Source organism: Vibrio sp. OPT20, from assembly GCF_963889365.1.
Taxonomy (GTDB): domain Bacteria; phylum Pseudomonadota; class Gammaproteobacteria; order Enterobacterales; family Vibrionaceae; genus Vibrio; species Vibrio splendidus.
Window position 1 is genome coordinate 406,845 of record NZ_CAWPOA010000058.1, and the last position, 18,394, is coordinate 425,238.

At 43.9% G+C, this 18,394-nt stretch carries 16 protein-coding genes; 6 read left to right on the forward strand and 10 right to left on the reverse strand.

Annotation, left to right across the window (positions count from 1 at the left end; translation table 11 throughout):
• Positions 1–4: 4 nt before the first annotated feature.
• The 10 genes from AACR09_RS13875 to AACR09_RS13920 form a co-directional block, all read right to left on the reverse strand.
• Positions 5–703, reverse strand: a complete 699-nt coding sequence (locus AACR09_RS13875; RefSeq protein WP_193835203.1) for an ABC transporter ATP-binding protein — start codon at positions 701–703, stop codon at positions 5–7.
• A gap of 577 nt (positions 704–1,280) precedes the next feature.
• Positions 1,281–2,972, reverse strand: coding sequence for an alkaline phosphatase family protein (locus AACR09_RS13880; RefSeq protein ID WP_193835204.1), 1,692 nt, complete (start codon positions 2,970–2,972; stop codon positions 1,281–1,283).
• A 114-nt stretch (positions 2,973–3,086) separates the two neighbouring features.
• Entirely contained in the window at positions 3,087–3,464 is a 378-nt protein-coding gene (locus tag AACR09_RS13885; protein ID WP_104047497.1) for a hypothetical protein, read from the reverse strand.
• 100 nt (positions 3,465–3,564) lie between these two features.
• Entirely contained in the window at positions 3,565–4,881 is a 1,317-nt protein-coding gene (locus AACR09_RS13890) for a BatD family protein (protein ID WP_193835205.1), read from the reverse strand.
• Positions 4,878–6,464 carry a vWA domain-containing protein gene (locus AACR09_RS13895; protein WP_193835206.1) on the reverse strand — a complete coding sequence of 529 codons (1,587 nt, stop codon included), beginning with the start codon at positions 6,462–6,464 and terminating at the stop codon, positions 4,878–4,880. The genes AACR09_RS13890 and AACR09_RS13895 overlap by 4 nt, the downstream gene beginning before the upstream one ends.
• Positions 6,465–7,451 carry a VWA domain-containing protein gene (locus AACR09_RS13900; RefSeq protein WP_228010597.1) on the reverse strand — a complete coding sequence of 329 codons (987 nt, stop codon included), beginning with the start codon at positions 7,449–7,451 and terminating at the stop codon, positions 6,465–6,467. It lies immediately after the preceding gene.
• On the reverse strand, positions 7,445–7,921 hold the full coding sequence (locus tag AACR09_RS13905) for a DUF4381 domain-containing protein (protein ID WP_135385537.1): 477 nt from the start codon (positions 7,919–7,921) through the stop codon (positions 7,445–7,447). The genes AACR09_RS13900 and AACR09_RS13905 overlap by 7 nt, the downstream gene beginning before the upstream one ends.
• Before the next feature lie 7 nt (positions 7,922–7,928).
• The gene (locus AACR09_RS13910; RefSeq protein WP_193835207.1) at positions 7,929–8,843 is read right to left on the reverse strand and encodes a DUF58 domain-containing protein; all 915 of its coding nucleotides are present in this window, start codon (positions 8,841–8,843) and stop codon (positions 7,929–7,931) included.
• A gap of 15 nt (positions 8,844–8,858) precedes the next feature.
• Positions 8,859–9,806, reverse strand: a complete 948-nt coding sequence (locus AACR09_RS13915; protein WP_193835208.1) for an AAA family ATPase — start codon at positions 9,804–9,806, stop codon at positions 8,859–8,861.
• A 172-nt stretch (positions 9,807–9,978) separates the two neighbouring features.
• Complete coding sequence (locus AACR09_RS13920; protein WP_135385531.1) at positions 9,979–11,505, reverse strand: arylsulfatase; 1,527 nt, start codon at positions 11,503–11,505, stop codon at positions 9,979–9,981.
• 151 nt (positions 11,506–11,656) lie between these two features.
• Here AACR09_RS13920 and AACR09_RS13925 point away from each other — a divergent pair, with 151 nt between their 5' ends.
• From AACR09_RS13925 to AACR09_RS13950, 6 genes are all read left to right on the forward strand, one after another.
• A complete protein-coding gene (locus AACR09_RS13925) occupies positions 11,657–12,847 on the forward strand; it encodes a GAF domain-containing sensor histidine kinase (protein ID WP_135385528.1) in 1,191 nt (396 codons plus the stop codon).
• Positions 12,848–13,441, forward strand: a complete 594-nt coding sequence (locus tag AACR09_RS13930; RefSeq protein WP_081228983.1) for a response regulator — start codon at positions 12,848–12,850, stop codon at positions 13,439–13,441.
• A 107-nt stretch (positions 13,442–13,548) separates the two neighbouring features.
• Positions 13,549–14,736 (forward strand): anaerobic sulfatase maturase, encoded by a 1,188-nt coding sequence (locus AACR09_RS13935; protein ID WP_193835209.1) that lies wholly within the window; start codon positions 13,549–13,551, stop codon positions 14,734–14,736.
• Positions 14,737–14,779: 43 nt separating this feature from the next.
• Complete coding sequence (locus tag AACR09_RS13940) at positions 14,780–16,264, forward strand: catalase (protein WP_135385524.1); 1,485 nt, start codon at positions 14,780–14,782, stop codon at positions 16,262–16,264.
• 128 nt (positions 16,265–16,392) lie between these two features.
• The gene (locus tag AACR09_RS13945; protein WP_193835210.1) at positions 16,393–16,905 is read left to right on the forward strand and encodes a magnesium transporter; all 513 of its coding nucleotides are present in this window, start codon (positions 16,393–16,395) and stop codon (positions 16,903–16,905) included.
• 1 nt (position 16,906) lies between these two features.
• Complete coding sequence (locus tag AACR09_RS13950; protein WP_081228980.1) at positions 16,907–17,938, forward strand: HlyD family secretion protein; 1,032 nt, start codon at positions 16,907–16,909, stop codon at positions 17,936–17,938.
• The last annotated feature ends 456 nt before the right edge of the window (positions 17,939–18,394 follow it).

Below are 18,394 nucleotides of genomic sequence, written 5' to 3' on the forward strand. Positions count from 1 at the left end.
TGACTCACAACGTTGCTGCTCTTTGGGTTAGGTCTGCGTTCCTTAAACAACCATCATCTAACACCAATTTTGTCTGCATAAAGCTGGCACATTCCGGGCTATGCGTAACCAAAAGCACGGCAGTGTTGCCTTGTGTAGTGATTTCACTCAGCAGCTTCATTACCTCAATGCCTGCTTTGTGGTCGAGGTTGCCTGTGGGTTCATCGGCAAGCAGTAGTTTGGGTTTATGGGCTAGCGCACGCGCTATTGCGACTCGTTGTTGCTGACCGCCAGAGAGTGCAGATACATGCCTATCGAGCAATTCACTGATGCCTAACGCTTCCACTAAGTAATCGCACCAGTCGCTCCATTTTTGTTGATTTAAATGGAGAGGAAACGCGATGTTTTGTTTTACGTTGAGTGGCGTTAATAAGTTGAACTGTTGAAAGATAACGCCTAGTTTTTGATGGCGGAATCGGCTCCACTGTGGATCTTTCCAATCTGATGTGTTCTCGCCATCGAGCCACAATTCTCCACCAGATAGAGGTTCAAACCCCGCAATGATATTCAGCAGAGTACTTTTCCCACTGCCACTCGCCCCTGTCAAAGCCACGCTTGCCCCTGTCGCCAAAGCGAAATCGACATTGTCCAACACGCTATGAGTGTCTTTACCATCAACAAAGCTTTTGTTGGCATGTGTGAGTGTGACAATTGGGCTTTCCATTTCCTTTCCTTATAACCAAAACTAACCATCAAAAGGTGTCGTTACTTGTGGCAATTACCGAAGCGACAAGCTCTATAAAACTGTAGACAACAATCTCAAACAATAGAGCGATTTATATCGAATTATTAATAACTTGTACTTCGAAAAGAGGGAAATAGATCAGTGTGAGATGGAATAAGGGGGTTAGTAAGAGTTTTGAGCCGCTAATGAGGATTTTGGATTTTTCGTCAGACGGTTGGTGACCACGTTTATGAGCAAAAAATCATAGCTTAACGTGTTAAAGGTTTTATTTATGAAAGTGGGGAGGTTAGTGCTTGTCCTCTAGCTTGCTTTTGCCCCAAAGTGCGCCAGAGCAAGATTGAACCTAACTTTAAGTTGTACAATTTGACTTATTTTTTCTAATGACAAATTCTCTAGCCATGTGGTCAAATGTGCTCATTCATTATACTTAGAAAGTGACGAACTATGTTTTCTAGTATTCAGCTTAGTATTTGACTCACTTATTCTTATGACAAAACTCTCACTATGTGGCTAGACTTTCTTATCCGCTACGTATCTCATAACTAAAACTGAGAGGTTAAGGAACTACCTCTGTGAGTACGCTTCCTGTCGAACCTGATGGAAAGTTGATTTCCATAAATTGAGAGATAGTTGGCGCTATATCATAAGGGGTGACTTCCCGGTGAACTTTAGCACCCTTGATATCCATTCCTGCAAAAAAGATAGGAACGAAAGTATCATAACGCCATGGAGACCCGTGAACTGAGGCTACTTTCAAACCATCAAAGTTGTTGATGTACACGTTTGGGTTGTAAACCACATAGATATCTCCAGAGCGAGTGGGGTGATGGTTGTTAGCCACTAGTCGATTAATACGCGTATCTGAAAGTTGACCTTTCATGATGTCTGTCGCTGTAATTGTTTGACTAATACCATCGATGTTTTCTAATGCGCGGGCGATAACAGTCTGAACCTCTGACACTTTATAGCCTTTTGATTCAATCAGTTCATGGTTCAGGTATAGATAGGGGTCTGCATATTGGCGAACAACATCCTCATCTAATCCAAAACGCTTCTCTACCACTTCAAAAACGCCTGACTGTTTCATTTTTTCAATGCCAAAATAGTCAGCTTTATTGCCACCTAACGCATTCACGTAGCCAGGGACGTCAGGGGCTCCGTGATCCGCTGACAGCACGATAAGTGTGTTATCAAGCCCAACCGTTTTGTCCACATGAGCGAATAGATCCTCTAATGTGCGGTCAAGACGTATCAGGTTGTCTTCTGCCTCGATACTAGAAGGGCCATACATATGGATGACATAATCAGTCGCTGAGAAACTAACCGAAAGGTAATCGGGGTATTCACCTTGACCTAAACTTTCTGAGTCAATGACAGATTTGGCAAAATCTGCAACGATCTCATCGCCTGCTGGGCTTAAGCTCAATAGTGTAGTGAAGTATGGGTAGCTAGCAGGACCATAAGGGTGAGGGAAGCTGCGACTAAAATTGGCTAAGTCAATTTTATATTCGACATCACCATCATCAGAAAATAGATACTTCTCTTGGGGTAGAGTGAGTTCCCATCGCTTACCGCTGTACTGTTGAGTAAAATCCTTGGCATTCCATTCGTCAACCCAAGCTGGGTTCTTGTCGTAGTAATAATCACTCGTTACAAATGCGCTGGCAGATTTAGAGAACCAAAAAGCTTTACCTAATTCACCGCCTAAAGACACAGCCCCTCTGTCTTTAAATGAGATAGAAAAGGCGCGAGACTTACCATGATAAGCTTTAACAATTTCGTCTCCAATTGTAGATGTGTGGATATTTAACGGTGACCGACCATCGCCTTGTGCTGCACGTTGGGTAGAATCGATCTCTGTTGATTGATCGATATCAGCATCGCTTGCCAATAAGTTGTAGTTAGTATCCTCGATATTGTACACCACACGTTCTTGAGTTCGGTCGTACCATACATTACCAATCATGCCGTTTACTGCGGGAGGTGCACCTGTAGCAAGGGCTGCGTGTCCTACAATCGTTTCTGTGTTCGCATGTTGGTAATGTACATTCGTATAGTGAACTCCCTCATCTAAGAGTAGCCTAAAACCACCTTCACCAAAATTGTGTTTAAATCGATTGGGTAAGTCACCACGCAGCGCGTCAACGGTAAGCTGCAGAATGAGTTTTGGCTGGGTTTCGTTTGCGATGACAGCACCTGAAGAAAATAACATGCTGAGTGCAAGGGTACTAACGGCAAGGTTCTTCATATTGTTAATCCAGTTTTCGATATGGTTACGCTCCAAAACGAGCTTTTTTCTCTACGTTCAGATTCATCACTGCATGCTGTAATCGTGTCCAATCACTAACAGCTTTGGTGCATTCTAAGTATCATGACGAATGTAGTCTTTGGCTAGATCTTCCGAGCGGGTACTGGTGATCCAACATTTTACTTCCTCGATCTTGCCATCGTCTTCTCGTGTATACATATCAGACACAGAAAAAGGCGGAATCACAGCGATAGAATCGATTGCGACGGCTTGTTCGCTTTCATCAAATGCGACGCAACGAACTTTGACGGCTTCAGCGTACGAGACTTTCACTCGCCAATGAGTATCCGAGAGTGGTTGAATCTCATCCCCAGTAATAACGAATGGTTTGTTTGGCCGCTTTTCTTCTGTTTCAGACGTAGCGGTATCTTTTGCAAGTGCATTCGTGCAGGTTAATGCAGCAAGCAAAAATAGGATTTTGTTAAATTTCATATTAACAACCCTCAGTGGTTGACCGTGTAAGTAACTGAAACATTACATGGGTTTCCCAAAGAGATTAACTAGGACTTTCCCTAGTCCTAGTTTTGCGAATTTACTTAGGGTTGATCGGCTTTAATCGGTATTTTGCTAGCCATTCTTGTTTTACTTCCTTGATTAATACCCATACAACCATGCTGCGTTTTAAATACCAGTGACCTTGTTTATTGGTGTGGATGCCGTTTTTCAGTGTCGGGTAATGGTTTAGGTCATGAATACCACGATGGTCTAGCCAGTGATAGAGTGCTTGGCGAGAGCGTTTTTTTGTACCAATAGCAACCCAAAAAATGGTTGTTAGACGTTGTACTGCAGAAGAGTGAATGGCAATTTGAATCTTCACTTTTAACGCTTTCCACAAGTGAAAAAACTTAAAACGTAAACGCCATAAGCCAATCACAAGTAACAAGCCTAAAATGAGATTTTGGCGTTGTGCTTCCAGCCACTGCTTTATATTTGAAGTCCAGAGCTCAATGCGCTGATCTAAAGGTAAAGGAGGTGCCGAGCTAACCATCACCGTAATGGCTGGCAGCGTTATGTCTTCTGGTGTATTTGTTGTTGTGTTCCACCACTGGAAAGACAGTTCGGGCAGGGTGTATTGCCCTTTGTGAACAAAACGATAGTGAATATCAGTGTTGCGGGTTCCCGTCAAATCCGCGCGGAATGATTGGGTTGTCGTTTGGCTGTTGCCGGTGCGAATTTCTACACCTTCAATCTGATTGAGAAACGGCAGCTCTGAAATATACCGCCCTGGTAGATCAGTCACATTGAGCGAGACCGAACGGGTTACCGCGCCACCTTCGGTGATTTCTGCGTCACTGACAGTTTGGTTTACTGTGACCTTCGGAGAGGCAATCTTACCCTTTGCCGCCTCAGGAAGTGCGTTAACCGTTATCTTTAAGGGCTGTGTCGGAATATATATTTTGTTGTCACCACGGCCAAGGGTGATGTTGATACTTGGTAAAGTGAATTCTCCAGGTTTGGCTGGAAATAGCTCTAACTTTAATGCCGCTTGTTCAACACGTTTGCCATTTTCTATAGGTCTGGTGTATTGCCAAAATGTGGTGGTTTGCTCAAAAAAGAGATCTTTGGCTGAAATATCGTCAACGTTGATAACGTCAGTAATCGCTGTGTCACTCAAAAGCTCAAGGAAAACGGTGTGGCGTTGCCTCTCTGTTAAGGTCTCGTTACCCAGCGCCCAGCGGGCATGATACTGTGTGTTCACGGTGCTTAGTTGCTGTGAGGGGGTAACAGAGAGAGGATCATCTGTAGTGATTGATGCTTTCGCATTTAAACTTGCCATGAGTACCATGCTAAATGCAATGGCGGTACCTACATGACTGATTAGGCGTGTATTGCGAAATAACGTGCTCATTGTTTCACCTCCTGTGAAGAGTGTTCGCTGTGCAACTCTGGTTCGGCCATTTGCTGAAGTTGGATGGAGAACTTATTGCGAAGGAACACTTCAGGGTTGGATTTAACTTGCTCCAGCCAAATTTTGGTTAAATGCTCTTCTGCCATTAAATCTGCACTATTGATGACTTCAATTTTGTCTTCAGGTTCTTCAATTCCCATATCTTCTTCTAGGGTGGAAATAACATCGGCAGTCATGTCTTCTCCTGCAGTGCCTTGGCCTTGCGCACGATCAGCCATGAGGTCGAAAATCTCTTGAAGTAGAGCTAGGTTGTGCAAAGCTTGCGGGTGCTGTGGTTCTAATTCCAGCACTTGTTCGAACCAACGCTCTGATGAACGAAAGCGGTCAATATGCAAGTAGCTCAGAGCCACCTTGAAGCGTTTTTCGATCGAGTCTGGCTGATTGTTGAGCATAGTGAGTGCCCATTCCCACTGCTGATTGCGCATGAGGGATTCAATTTTCCAATCAGGATCGATAAAGGCTTGCGCCGCGCATGCATAATTGCCTTGATTATAAAACCATTGCCCTTGTTGATCTGGAGTGAGGAAGAGCCTCATCGACAATGAATCACAGGTAGCGAGATCCGTTGATGCCTTTGCTAAAGCGGGGCTTGGTTGAAAGGCACTGAGTGCAACAACGCCGACCAATACGCTAGGAACCCAACGGATACTCCAGCCTCGGCGAAACCAAAGTAAACTCAACAGCAGTGCAGGGAAAACAAGAAAGAACCCGGCTTCTTGCCACTGTATATCTTCATCCATTGGGTCGAAATAACTGAAACTGTCGATCCAACGGGTAATGCTTTGTACATCGCTGTTGTCTGGCGTATTTTGAATGAGGCGGACACCCGAAGGAGAACCGACAGTCTCGTTGTAACCAAACTTCCAAATGATCATTTGATCACTGTAGGTACGCTCATAATTCTCTATGGCTTGAACTGCACTGTTATCGAGACTGTCTGTCACAACGACAATGCTTGCGGGAATCCGACTCTCTGTGTGTTGCTGGGCAATCTGATCCAAGACAGCAGGCAGGTTTTTCCCTTGTCTAGGAACGAGGTTTGTTGATAAAGAAGACAGATACAGCTCAAGCACTTCGCGGTCTTCTGTCGGTGGAATAAGCATATGAGCGCTGCCAGCATAGACATATGCACCAATAATCCCATCAGATTTGTACTCTAATAGGTCTGATAACTTGAGTTTGGCATTTTCAAGGCGACTTGGCGCGATGTCGGACTCACTCATTGATCGTGACAAATCCACCACAAATAGAATTGGTGATTGGTTTTTCGCATGCGTATCGGGTTCAGGCTGCCAAGTTGGGCCAGCCACAATCATAATCAACAGACCTAGGAAAAGTGGTAGCAAGTTCTGAGGAGAAAACCAACGTGTTTGGCTTTCTCCCGTATTCAGAAATGGCAACAGGTGAGAAGCGATAGGAAGCTGTTTGTTGTTGTCTGCTTTTCGCTTGAGCGTATAGACCAAAATGCCTAAAGGAATGGCTAATAAAAGTAACCATGGTCGAATGAAATGAAATTCAGCCATTTATATCTCCTTTTTCGTATTACTTTGCCCGCGCAGCGCAGCAATAACTAACGCCAATAGGCTGAGCGATAAACTGACAATAAGTGGCCAGTAATAGAGTTCTACTTTTGGTCGAATGGTGTAGCTATCAAAAAGCGTTTCTTCAAGCTCGTTAAGTGCTTTATACACGTCTACTAAATCTTGCCCATTGAGTGCTTCAAATACCTGCCCACCGGTATAATTGGCAATACGATCTAACATATCGAGATCTATACCATCTTCACCCACGTTGGTTGCATCACCGATGGCAATGGGGTAGATAGTAATGTCGTTTTCACCCGCAAAATGGGCAGCGTCAATTGGAGGGTAGTTGCTGGTGGTATCGCGGCCATCCGTCATGAGGATTAGAACTTTATTGGCACTGTCTGAATGTTCGAAGTGATTAACGGCCACACCAATCGCATCACCGAGGGCAGTGCCAGATCCAGCCATTCGAACATCCATTTCATTGAGCAACTGTGTGATAATAGAGAAATCGTCAGTAAATGGTGCTTGTAAATACGCATCATCACCAAAAGCGATAAGGCCGATTCGATCGCCTTCACGTTGAACTAGAAAATCGTCGAGCAGAAGTTTTACACCATCAATACGGCGAACATTGATGCCATCTGGATCGACAAAGTCACGAGCTTCCATTGAGCCAGACAGATCCACCGCCACCATCATTTCACGACCACTTTTTTCTATTGAAACGGGCTCACCTAGCCAAACTGGTTTTGTTGCAGCGATAACCAAACTAAGGTAGGTCACCACAATAAGAAGACGTTGCCACCAAATAGGTGACATCACCACAGCGCCAGAAGTTGGTTTAGAACCTGTGACTTTAACTAACTTATCGAAGTGACTAAAACGCAGTGCGGTCTGACGAGTGAAGTGTTTGGGACTCAGAAAAATCACTAAAGGTAGCAAAATCAGCAGACTGAATAGAGGGTAAGTGAGAGTTAACATGTCACCTCCTTAAACCAACGTCTGATCGCTTGTCGCTCGAGATCTGTAAGAGTGGGTGATGCGCGATAGCTGCTTTCCATTAATTGAGAGATCTGCACTGAATGTAGTTTGGTAGCACTGCTTTGACATATGAATTGAGCAAACTCCTGGTTGGTCATTGTACCGATATCGGACTTAGGCCAGTGTTGATGTGCTAGCTGCTTCATTAACTGCGCAATAGCGGCAATGTTCTGTTCGTGTTCGTATTTCTGAAACAACGCCCAAGCTTCGCGTAAGTAGGTACGCTTAAGATATTGGTGATAACGATGAGCAATATAGCCGAATACCACAACGATGCTTGTGAGCCCAATGAACAGCCACGTGATCGTTTGTGGATACCACGAAATAGCTTGGGGCGGAGAAATCCATTCCGCTCGCTTTACTAGATGACTACCAAACTCGACAATTTGGCCTTGTGTAACATTACCCATAAAATGCCTATTGTTTGGTCAGTGAAAGTAATTGTGTCCAAGCATCGTGTTGCGTGGACATATCAAGTAATGCCAAGCGATGGCGCATAAAGTGCTCAGAAAGCGATTGTTTTTGCTCTTGGACGTAGTGTTCATAACGCTCTCTGGTGGATTGATCACTCTTCTTCAGTTCGACTTGATAGCTTTCATTGCCCATAACTAGATTCTGCTTAGGGAATTGTTCTTCCAGCGGATCGGTAATTCGGATACCCACTAGGCTATTTTGACGAGCTAACTTATCAATCATTACGCTTGAATTTCGTTGGTCGTAGTCGCTGAAGTCACTAAAAATAAAACACTGGCTCTCTTTTAATCCAAGATCGACTAAGTGCTTTAATGCGTCTTCTAAATTGGGGGCCTTTTTAGAGACTATCCAATTTGGGAGTTTGTTTGATTGCTCTATGATCGCAGATAAAAGAGCCATGAGCGCTTTTTCCCCGCGTCGAAATGGTAACGTTACAATGTCACTGTCTGTGAGGATGACAGCGCCTACGCGATCGCCATGATGACAAGCTGCGCCCGCAGCAATTGCCGCAGCTTCACAAGCAATGGCAGATTTCATGTGGCCATCGGACGCAAAAAACATACGAGTTCTAAGATCGATGAGCAGAGCGATATTTTTATCGTTTTCCTCAGCGTAAACTCGTAAATAGGGTTGACCCGTTCGTTGTGTTACTTTCCAGTCAATACAGCGGACATCATCACCTGCGTAGTAGTGACGAAGTTCGACAAAATCCAACCCTCTGCCACGTTGTTGACTGCGATGCTTACCAGTAAGAGGAGTCAACTTTTGGTAAGGGGGTTGCCACGAAATCTTACGCCCTAGCAAGGTTAGCTCGGCAAGTCTTCCAGATGTCGGGTAGATACGAAGGTCGACGGTCATAAAGCCTCCTCGCGATTAAGAAAATGCAACGAAATTTAGAAGTTGATCGATGACTTGCTCAGCATCTACTCCTTGATTTTGAGAAGAAAAACTCAAAACTAAACGGTGGCGAAGTACTGAATGGGCCACTGCTCTTACGTTGTCCGGCCTCACGTAATCTTGACCGTTTAACCATGCGTGAGCACGTGAACATTTGTCTAACGCGATAGTTGCACGAGGGCTAGCCCCCAACTCAATCCACTGGCTAAGCTGTTCGTCACATTTGTCTGGGTAGCGAGTCGCATCGATTAGGTCGACAATGTATTGATCTACATGTTCGGCGACATGAATATTATCAATATGACGACGTGCCTCTAGCACTTGTTCGATGGTCATGAGCGATTCGCTGCTAGTGGAGTCTTGGTTCTCAATCCGCAAGAGTTTGAGCATGTTTTTCTCAGCGTCTTTGCTTGGATAATCAATCAAGATCTGCATTAAGAAACGATCCATCTGCGCTTCAGGCAGTGGATAGGTACCTTCTTGTTCAACCGGGTTTTGTGTGGCGAGAACCATGAACAGTTCTGGTAATTTGTGTGTTTCTCCTGCTATCGAAACTTGTTTTTCTGCCATCGCTTCAAGCAGTGCTGATTGCACTTTAGCTGGAGCACGGTTGATTTCATCGGCCAGCAAAAGGTTAGTAAATACAGGGCCTTTTTTGAATGTCAGCGATTGAGTATTAGTTTCGTAAACTTCGCTACCGGTGATGTCAGCAGGAAGCATATCCGGCGTGAATTGAATCCGATGGATCTGTGAATCCAGTTGCTTGGCCAAAACGGTGACACTGCGAGTCTTTGCTAGTCCTGGCAGACCCTGCAAGAGAACATGGCCATTCGCGAGTAGGGCAATAATTAGTTGCTCTACAGATTTTTCTTGCCCTAGTACTTGTTGGTTTATCTGTTTCTGAAGTTCGATAAAATCTTGCATTATATTGCCCATATCGTTGCTGGTTACTACCAATGATTTGAAGGTAGGATATGAAAACGTAGCGAACTTGATAACTAGGACTATTACTAAACAGGATTGAGTTTAGATACGTGGAATAAAGAAAAGGTGTGCAATGCACACCTTTTGAGTTTTCCATGATTGGTGAAGTTAATTATTTAGCTTCACGGTATGGTAGCGTAGACAGTACACGGTCTAGGTTGAATGCAGTTGGCTCCTGACGTAGTGGGAATTCATTAAACGTCTGTAGTAGGCCAGCCACTTCAACTTGGACTGGAACGAAGTGGAACATACGTTCTGCATACCAACGTAGGTACATCCCTGAGTGTTCTGGCGCTTCCTCATATGGGTCTGCACGTAGGTCAACCAGTTCTGGCCAAGTAGAGGCTAGACGTGGAGCGAACCAGCTCTCTTCTGTTGGATGGATAAATGTAGCTTTGATCTTACCAACGCGAACTGCTTCTAAGTTACCTGTTTCAGCAAAGTAGAAAATCTCGTTACGTTCAGTGTCTTCGTTGTTGAACCACGCGTTAGTATGGTCGTAGCCATCAATGTAAACGTCATGTTTCGTCTTGAACGACTCTTGAACATCTTTAACACCAGCAATTGTTGCTAGAGTAGTAAACAAATCTTCATGAGACTGGATACCGTTGTTACGAGCACCTTCAGGGATGTGACCAGGCCAGCTAACCATGAATGGCACACGTACACCACCTTCAGACGTCAGGCCTTTCTCACCTTTAAACGGTGTGTTACCGCCATCTGGCCAAGACATCTTCTCTGCACCGTTGTCGGTAGTGAAGATGATGACTGTGTTGTCACGTTGACCGGTTTCTTCTAGCTTATCTAGAATTTCACCAACGTAGTGGTCAAGCTCAGTCATACCATCTGCGTATAAACCATAGCCAGTTTTACCTTGCCATTCTTCGCTTAGGTGAGTCCAAACGTGCATACGAGATGGGTTATACCACATGAAGAATGGGTCATCTGTCTTCGAGAAATCGTCTAAGTAATCTAGAGCCATGTCCGTTAGTTCACGGTCAATGGTTTCCATGCGTTTCTTAGTCAGAGGGCCTGCTGACTCAGTAGGGCCATCGGCTGTGCCAGTGACAATACCACGAGGACCAAAGCGCTCGAAAAACTCTGGGTCTTGTGGGTAATCAGGATGCTCTGGCTCTTCTTCAGCGTTTAGGTGGTAAAGGTTACCGTAGAAGAAATCAAAACCACGGCGATGAGGCATCATGTGTTCACGATCTCCTAGGTGGTTTTTACCAAGTTGCACGTTGAAGTAACCTTGCTCTTTAAGCACTTCAGCCAGCGTTGGATCATCTTGATGAAGACCGACCGGAGAACCAGGCAGACCCACATTTAGAAGACCTGTACGAACAGGAAGTTGGCCAGTTAGGAATGCTGCACGACCGGCAGTGGAGCTTGGCTGGCCATAGTGGTCAGTGAAAAGCATGCCTTCATTTGCGATACGGTCGATGTTTGGTGTTTTGTAGCCCATCATGCCCAGGTTGTAGGCAGAGGTGTTTGACCAACCGATGTCATCGGCCATTATGACGAGTATATTTGGCTTTTCAGAGGTGTTTTTTGCGATTGCTGGTGCTGCAGCAACGGTAGCTAACGCAGCTGTGCTGAGCACGGTTTTCTTTAGTAAGCTTTTAGAAAGGGTTTTCATAAGATGCTCCTGAGATAAGATGAGCACAGTATGTTTTTTTTCCAAAATGAACTGAACTAGGACAATTCCTAAACGAATTGAAGTTGAGCCAATTACTTAAAATACTACTAGGCATTTAGGGCGTTGCTGTTTATGGTAATAACGTTCATTAATGAAAAGAGGTTTAAAAATGCTCTCTGATTCAATCACTTCAGCATTAATTTCTATGTCTAGTCGGTTATTGAATTCTCCAACAGCACAAATGGAAGAAACCATCATAGAGACGCTACATGAATGTCGAATTGCTTTAAAAGTCGACCGTATTTCATGCTTACCTATTGAACAAACTAGAATACATGATTGGCGATTTTATGAGGCTGCGGGAGAAGGCGTTCCCAGAGTCAAATCTCAACTTCCTGCATCCTTGGTTTTAGAGTATCGCCGACATATCCAAGCAGGTGTTGTTGTATCAAGTGATGAGTCACCAGAACTGCTTGAGCTCGCTAGCCACTTACAGGATGAAAAACCGCTGCGCCATATACTGGTTCCGATAAGTGCAATGGGGAAACCATGGGGCTTATTGGCCTGTGCAAGTTTCAATGATGTAGACAGCTATTCAGAAGAGTTTATAAACGCGGCGACAGTGCTAGGCAATATGATTGCATCCAGTATTGAGCGTGTGCGTCATTATGATCAGCTGATAAAAAGCCGCCAAGACGTAGTTGAGAGAAATAAACGCATCATTGGTGAACGAGAAAGAGAACGACAGAATATTGCGCGCGATTTGCATGATGACTTCAGCCAACGCCTGGCTTCTTTGGGGATTGAGCTTAGCCTTGCCTCTAGTATTTGTGATGAAATAACAAGACCAGTGCTAATGAAGTGCGCCAATGAACTAGCATCAATTACCAAGGACGTTCAACACTTGTCTCGTCACCTGCACCCAGTAGTAATAGAAAGAGTAGGGCTTAATGCCGCTATCCAATCTCATGCTCAACAAGTTGCGGAACGCTCAGGACTGTACTTATCGATTGAGCTTGATGACGATATTTCTTTTAATAATGATGTTTCATTACATGTCTATCGCATTATCCAAGAAGCGTTATCCAACATCGTGAAACACGCTAATGCTTCTGCGGTCACAATCACGTTAAAGCAATTTAGTGGCGGCTGGATAGAATTGTTTATTCGAGACGACGGAATCGGAATTGCTCAAGATCAAGCACACACTCAATCACCCTCGTTAGGTCTTCAATCTATGATTGAACGCGGAGAATTGATTGGTGGTGAATTGATCATTAAACGCAATGATCCAAAAGCAGGAACTACAGTTAAATTATCAATAAAAACAAGTGAGGTTTAAATGGCAACCGTCGTAATTGCAGATGATCACCAGATAGTCAGTGAAGGTATTGCCCGCTTAGTGGACTTAACGCATCAAGTTGTAGGGATTGGCGTTGACGCAACAGAGCTACTTCAGCTTGTTAAGCAGCATCAGCCCGACTTAATTATTACCGATATTTCTATGCCTGGTATGCAGCTAAATACTACGCTTTCACTGCTTAAGCGGACTTCGCCAAACAGTAAACTTGTTTGCCTATCTATGCATGATGAACCAGAGATCGTTAAGGCTGCTTACCAATATGGTGCTGACGGGTATGTACTTAAACATCAAGCAGGTTTTGAACTAGCAACGACGATGAAAAACATACTTGCTGGAGAACGCTACATACCAGATGAGTTGAAAAGCATTATTGAGCAAAAGACAGATTTGACCGCCAGACAAGTTGATATTCTTAAACTATTAGCTCAAGGCTTTTCTGCGAAGAAAGTGGCTTTGGAGCTCAACATTTCTTCGAAAACAGTCGAATACCACAAATATAAGATGATTGAACAACTTGAACTTGCTAGTGCATCCGAGCTAATTGCTTGGGCCCACAGTCGAAAGCTCATTTAACTTACCTTACGCCTCTCTAATTCATATCTCCTCTCGTTAGGAAATGTCCTAGTGGTCTAATTTAGGCCACCTAAGGATAATTACCCTAAATCCACAGGAGCGCAGATATGACGATGACATCACCACACCCATTCCACCTTTTGGTTAAGCCTGTTGGCTCAAAGTGTAACTTAGATTGTCACTATTGTTACTACTTGAGAAAAGAAGAGCGTTATCAGCCAGGGGCAACGATGCAGATGTCAGAAGCTCTTCTGGAAACATACGTGCAGCAATACATCGCTGCTCAGCCAAAACACATCAAATTTGTAGATTTCAGTTGGCAAGGTGGGGAGCCTGCGCTGCGCGGTCTTGAATTCTACGAAAAAGCGGTAGCACTACAAAAAAAATATGCTCGTTCAGGTATGACGATCTCTAATACTTTCCAAAGTAATGGAACGTTGATCAATGAGAAATGGGCAAAATTCTTCAAAAAGAATAATTTCTTAATTGGACTGAGCATTGATGGTGACGAACTTAATCATGACTTAGGTCGACCTGACATTAAAGGGAATGGCAGTTACTCACGAGTATTACGTGGCCTCGGCATGCTGCAAAAACATAAAGTACAGTTCAACACCTTGACCGTTGTGCATAACGACAACGCACACCTAGGTAAGCAAACCTATCAGACACTCAAAAAATTAGGTTCTAACGTTATTCAGTTCCAGCCCTGCGTTGAGCACTCTCTTGATCGTCGTGGTGAAAAAGACTGGTCTTTGACTCCCCATCAGTGGGGGCATTTTTTGTGTGATGTATTCGATGAGTGGCGAAAAGAAGATGTGGGAAAAGTACACATTCAGTTTTTCGAAAACACGCTCGGTGTTCTTGCTGGTCAACCAAGTCAAATGTGTTTTCATTCGGAAACTTGTGGTCAACAAATGATGCTAGAGCATGATGGCAGTATTTATTCTTGTGATCACTATAGTTATGAAAATCATCAAGTTGGCGATATCGAATCTGTAGATTTAGGCGCTGTAGCGTCCTCTCCGAAGCAAGTTGAATTTGGTTTAAACAAGTGGAAGTCGCTGCCTAAGCAGTGCCGAGAGTGTGATTTCAGACCGATGTGCAATGGCGGCTGTCCAAAAGAGCGCACTGCTTTTACTGCAGACCTTGAGCCGGGTTTAAATCATCTATGTTCTGGATATAAAAAATTCTTTGTGCACGCAATGCCTTACTTTGCCGCAATGTTAGAGGCAATCAAGCTAGGACACCCAGCTGCAGTTTATCCAATGTTCGTAAAGCGGATTACGGCGTAATGTTGTGTAGTCGATAATTTTCAATCATTAAGGAACGAAGTCAATGAAAAATAAACTCACCACAGCAGCAGGTTGCCCTGTTGCACATAACCAAAATGTAATGACGGCAGGCAAACGTGGTCCAATGCTTTTGCAAGATGTCTGGTTTTTGGAAAAGCTTGCACATTTTGATCGTGAAGTGATCCCTGAGCGTCGAATGCATGCAAAAGGTTCTGGGGCTTATGGAAAATTCACAGTGACCCACGATATTACCAAGTACTCGAAGGCGGCAATCTTCTCTGAAGTTGGTAAAACAACCGAACTCTTTGCTAGGTTTACTACGGTTGCAGGCGAGAGAGGTGCCGCAGACGCTGAACGTGATATTCGTGGTTTCGCACTTAAGTTCTACACAGAAGAAGGGAACTGGGACTTAGTGGGTAACAACACGCCTGTATTCTTTTTACGAGATCCACTTAAGTTTCCGGACTTGAATCATGCGGTAAAGCGCGATCCGCGAACCAATCTTCGAAGTGCAGAAAACAACTGGGATTTTTGGACGTCACTTCCGGAAGCATTTCATCAAGTGACGATTGTGATGAGCGATCGCGGCCTTCCTGCCACTTACCGTCATATGAATGGTTACGGTAGCCACACCTTCAGTATGATTAATTCAGACAATGAACGTGTTTGGGTGAAGTTCCACTTCAAAACACTGCAGGGAATCAAGAACCTGACGGATCAAGAAGCAGAGAAACTGATTGGGCAAGACCGCGAAAGCCACCAACGTGATCTCTACGATAGCATCGAAAATAGAGATTTCCCGAAATGGACGCTGCAAATCCAGGTGATGACAGAGACTGAAGCGAACGACGTTGAGTTCAACCCATTTGATCTAACAAAAGTATGGCCTCATGCGCGTTTTCCGTTGATTGAAGTAGGGGAGTTTGAGCTCAACCGCAACCCAGAAAACTTCTTTGCGGAAGTTGAGCAATCAGCGTTTAACCCTGCCGCTATCGTACCCGGAATTGGATTCTCTCCAGACCGAATGCTACAAGGTCGCTTATTTGCTTACGGCGATGCGCAGCGCTATCGCTTAGGCGTTAATCACCATCAAATTCCAGTGAATGCGCCACGTTGTCCGGTCCACAGTTATCATAGAGATGGGGCTATGCGTGTTGATGGCAATTTTGGTTCAACCAAAGGCTATGAGCCAAACCAGTACGGTGAGTGGGCACAGCAATCGGAGTATGCTGAACCTGAATTAGAGCTAGAAGGCGCAGCGAATCACTGGGATCATCGTGAAGACACCGACTACTTCACACAAGCGGGTAACCTGTTCCGTATTATGACGTCCAGTGAACAGAGAAGGTTATTTGAAAACACAGCACGTTCAATTGGTTCTGCCTCTAGGAAAGTGCAACTGAAACATGTTCAGCATGCACTTCTCGCCGACCGTAATTACGCGCAAGGTTTAGCTGAATTACTTGGTATTGATATGGATGAACTGGAGGCAGAAAATGTCACAGATAAAAGCGTTGTGGAAGTTTGAGTGGTGTTTTTTTAGTTTCCCTCCAAAGTTAAACATTAATTTTGCTCAGCCACAATATTTATAAAAACTGTGGTTTAGAGAGATTTAGTGCGCCTCAAAAAATGAGGCGCTGATGAAGGTATAAACGTATGTCAAATCATGAACAAATAAACGAAAGTAGGGATGAGTATAAGGAAACAAATAAAGGAAATAAAATCATCGCGTTCGCAATGTGGTTGATAAAAGCCATTGTGATATTGGCGGTATTAATTGGTAGTTCAATTGGTTTGTCTAAGCTTGGTACTATCCATGGAAAAACTCTTCCTGAGAACTACTTTATTGATGGTTATCCCACTATTTTGAAGCTGCTTGATTCTGAAGTATTTATGGGATTTGTATTTTTTGTAACCGTCGCCATTATTGTGTATGTCCTTTATTTGCTTTGGGAGTTGCATGAAATTGCAGTGCATAAGTCCGCGAAAATGTCGAGTGCTCACACACAAATTGTATTTGCTCTTTCACTGTGTGGCCTGTTTATCGATAAAACGTGGTGGGTTTTAGCCATCATTATTGCTTTTGCGCGTTGGGACGTATTAGCTGAAGGGATTTCGTCCATAATTCGAAATAGTCGTACTGTGATCTCTACGAATAAGGAGCAGTAAGATGAAAGAAATAATGCTTCCATATATTCTAGTTTGCTGGATCTTAGTTAAATTAGGTGTCGTTAAATGGACGCTGCGTAACGCTACAATCATTGTTGCGATAGGTTTGACGCTCGCGTTTGCTTTGTTTACTGCACACCGATTTTGGTCTCCTGCGGACCTAACCGATAGTACGACAGTGAAAGCGCCACATGCCGTTTTAAGTCCATTAATTGGACAAGAAGTTGAACAAGTATTCGTGGATCACAACCAAGTAGTCAAAAAAGGCGATTTAATATACACCCTGCGTTCGGTTGACACTGAATCTCAAATGATAGGATTAGATGCAGAGAAGAAAGCGGCAAAAGCTGAAATACTCGCACTCACCCATCAGATTGCTAACGATGAAAAGAACCTTGATCGTTTAACCCAACTTGGTGACTTTTCACAAGAATCAGAACGAGATAACCTACGAACACGCATCGACACTACTAACGCTCAAATTGCATCAGCCAATGCGAAAATTTTGAGCATTGAGGCTCAGATTGCAACAGCAGAATGGCAAAATGAGCGAAGAGAAGTTCGTGCTCCTTTTGATGGGCAGCTTTCAATCTCAAACATTGTTGATGGTACGCGTGTAGGTAACATGCACTTATACAACACGAATAAGAAATTTGTAGAAATGCGTATTGCTGACCAAACCTATCGCGGACTCAAAGTCGGTCAATTCGCAGAGTTTTATGTGAATGCATACCCAGGTGAGATATTCCGTGGTCGTGTACATAGTTTAACCACTGGTACTGGTGAAGCTCGTGTTTCTGTCATGAATGGTTCTCAACATGTACGCCAACACGTTGGGAACAATATGAACAATCATGGCCGAACAATTGTGATTGAGTTTGACGAACCTGAGGGATACAACATTCCAATTGGGGCTACGGGTTCAGGATGGGTTTCTGCAACAAAACCTCATCCAATGCTTGGTTTCATGGATATTATAGGTGCAGCAACGGTTAGGCTTAAATCTTACAAAGCTTATTTATCAGCACTTTAACATTACAAATCGACTATAGATGCAGTAGATGAATGAGTTTAGCCAATCTGTTGTAGATTGGTTAAACTTAGCAGTTTGAATAGCCATGTAACATTCTCAGTTGACATTCTCTAGTCATCTTTCACGTTGTATTGGGTGCTTAACATACACCGTTAAACGTTTAGTGGATAAGAAAATTTGGCCACTAGATCAGAGGTCTTGCTATACTTTAAGTAATCCGTTAAACGCTAATTTAGCAACCCGTATAACTTAGTTTTGTCCAGCTATGAGTTAGCCTTCTTCGCTCTCGTTTCGCTCTCGTTTCGCTCTCGTTTCGCTCTCGTTTCAATCCTCGATTTCTGTAATCCAACTTTCTAAGCGAATCACTTTTCTTAAACACGACTGTCTTTATTCAAGGTGATTGGATATCCCGCCATTCCCATTACTTCTTAGCGCGGTCTTAATATTTCTATTATT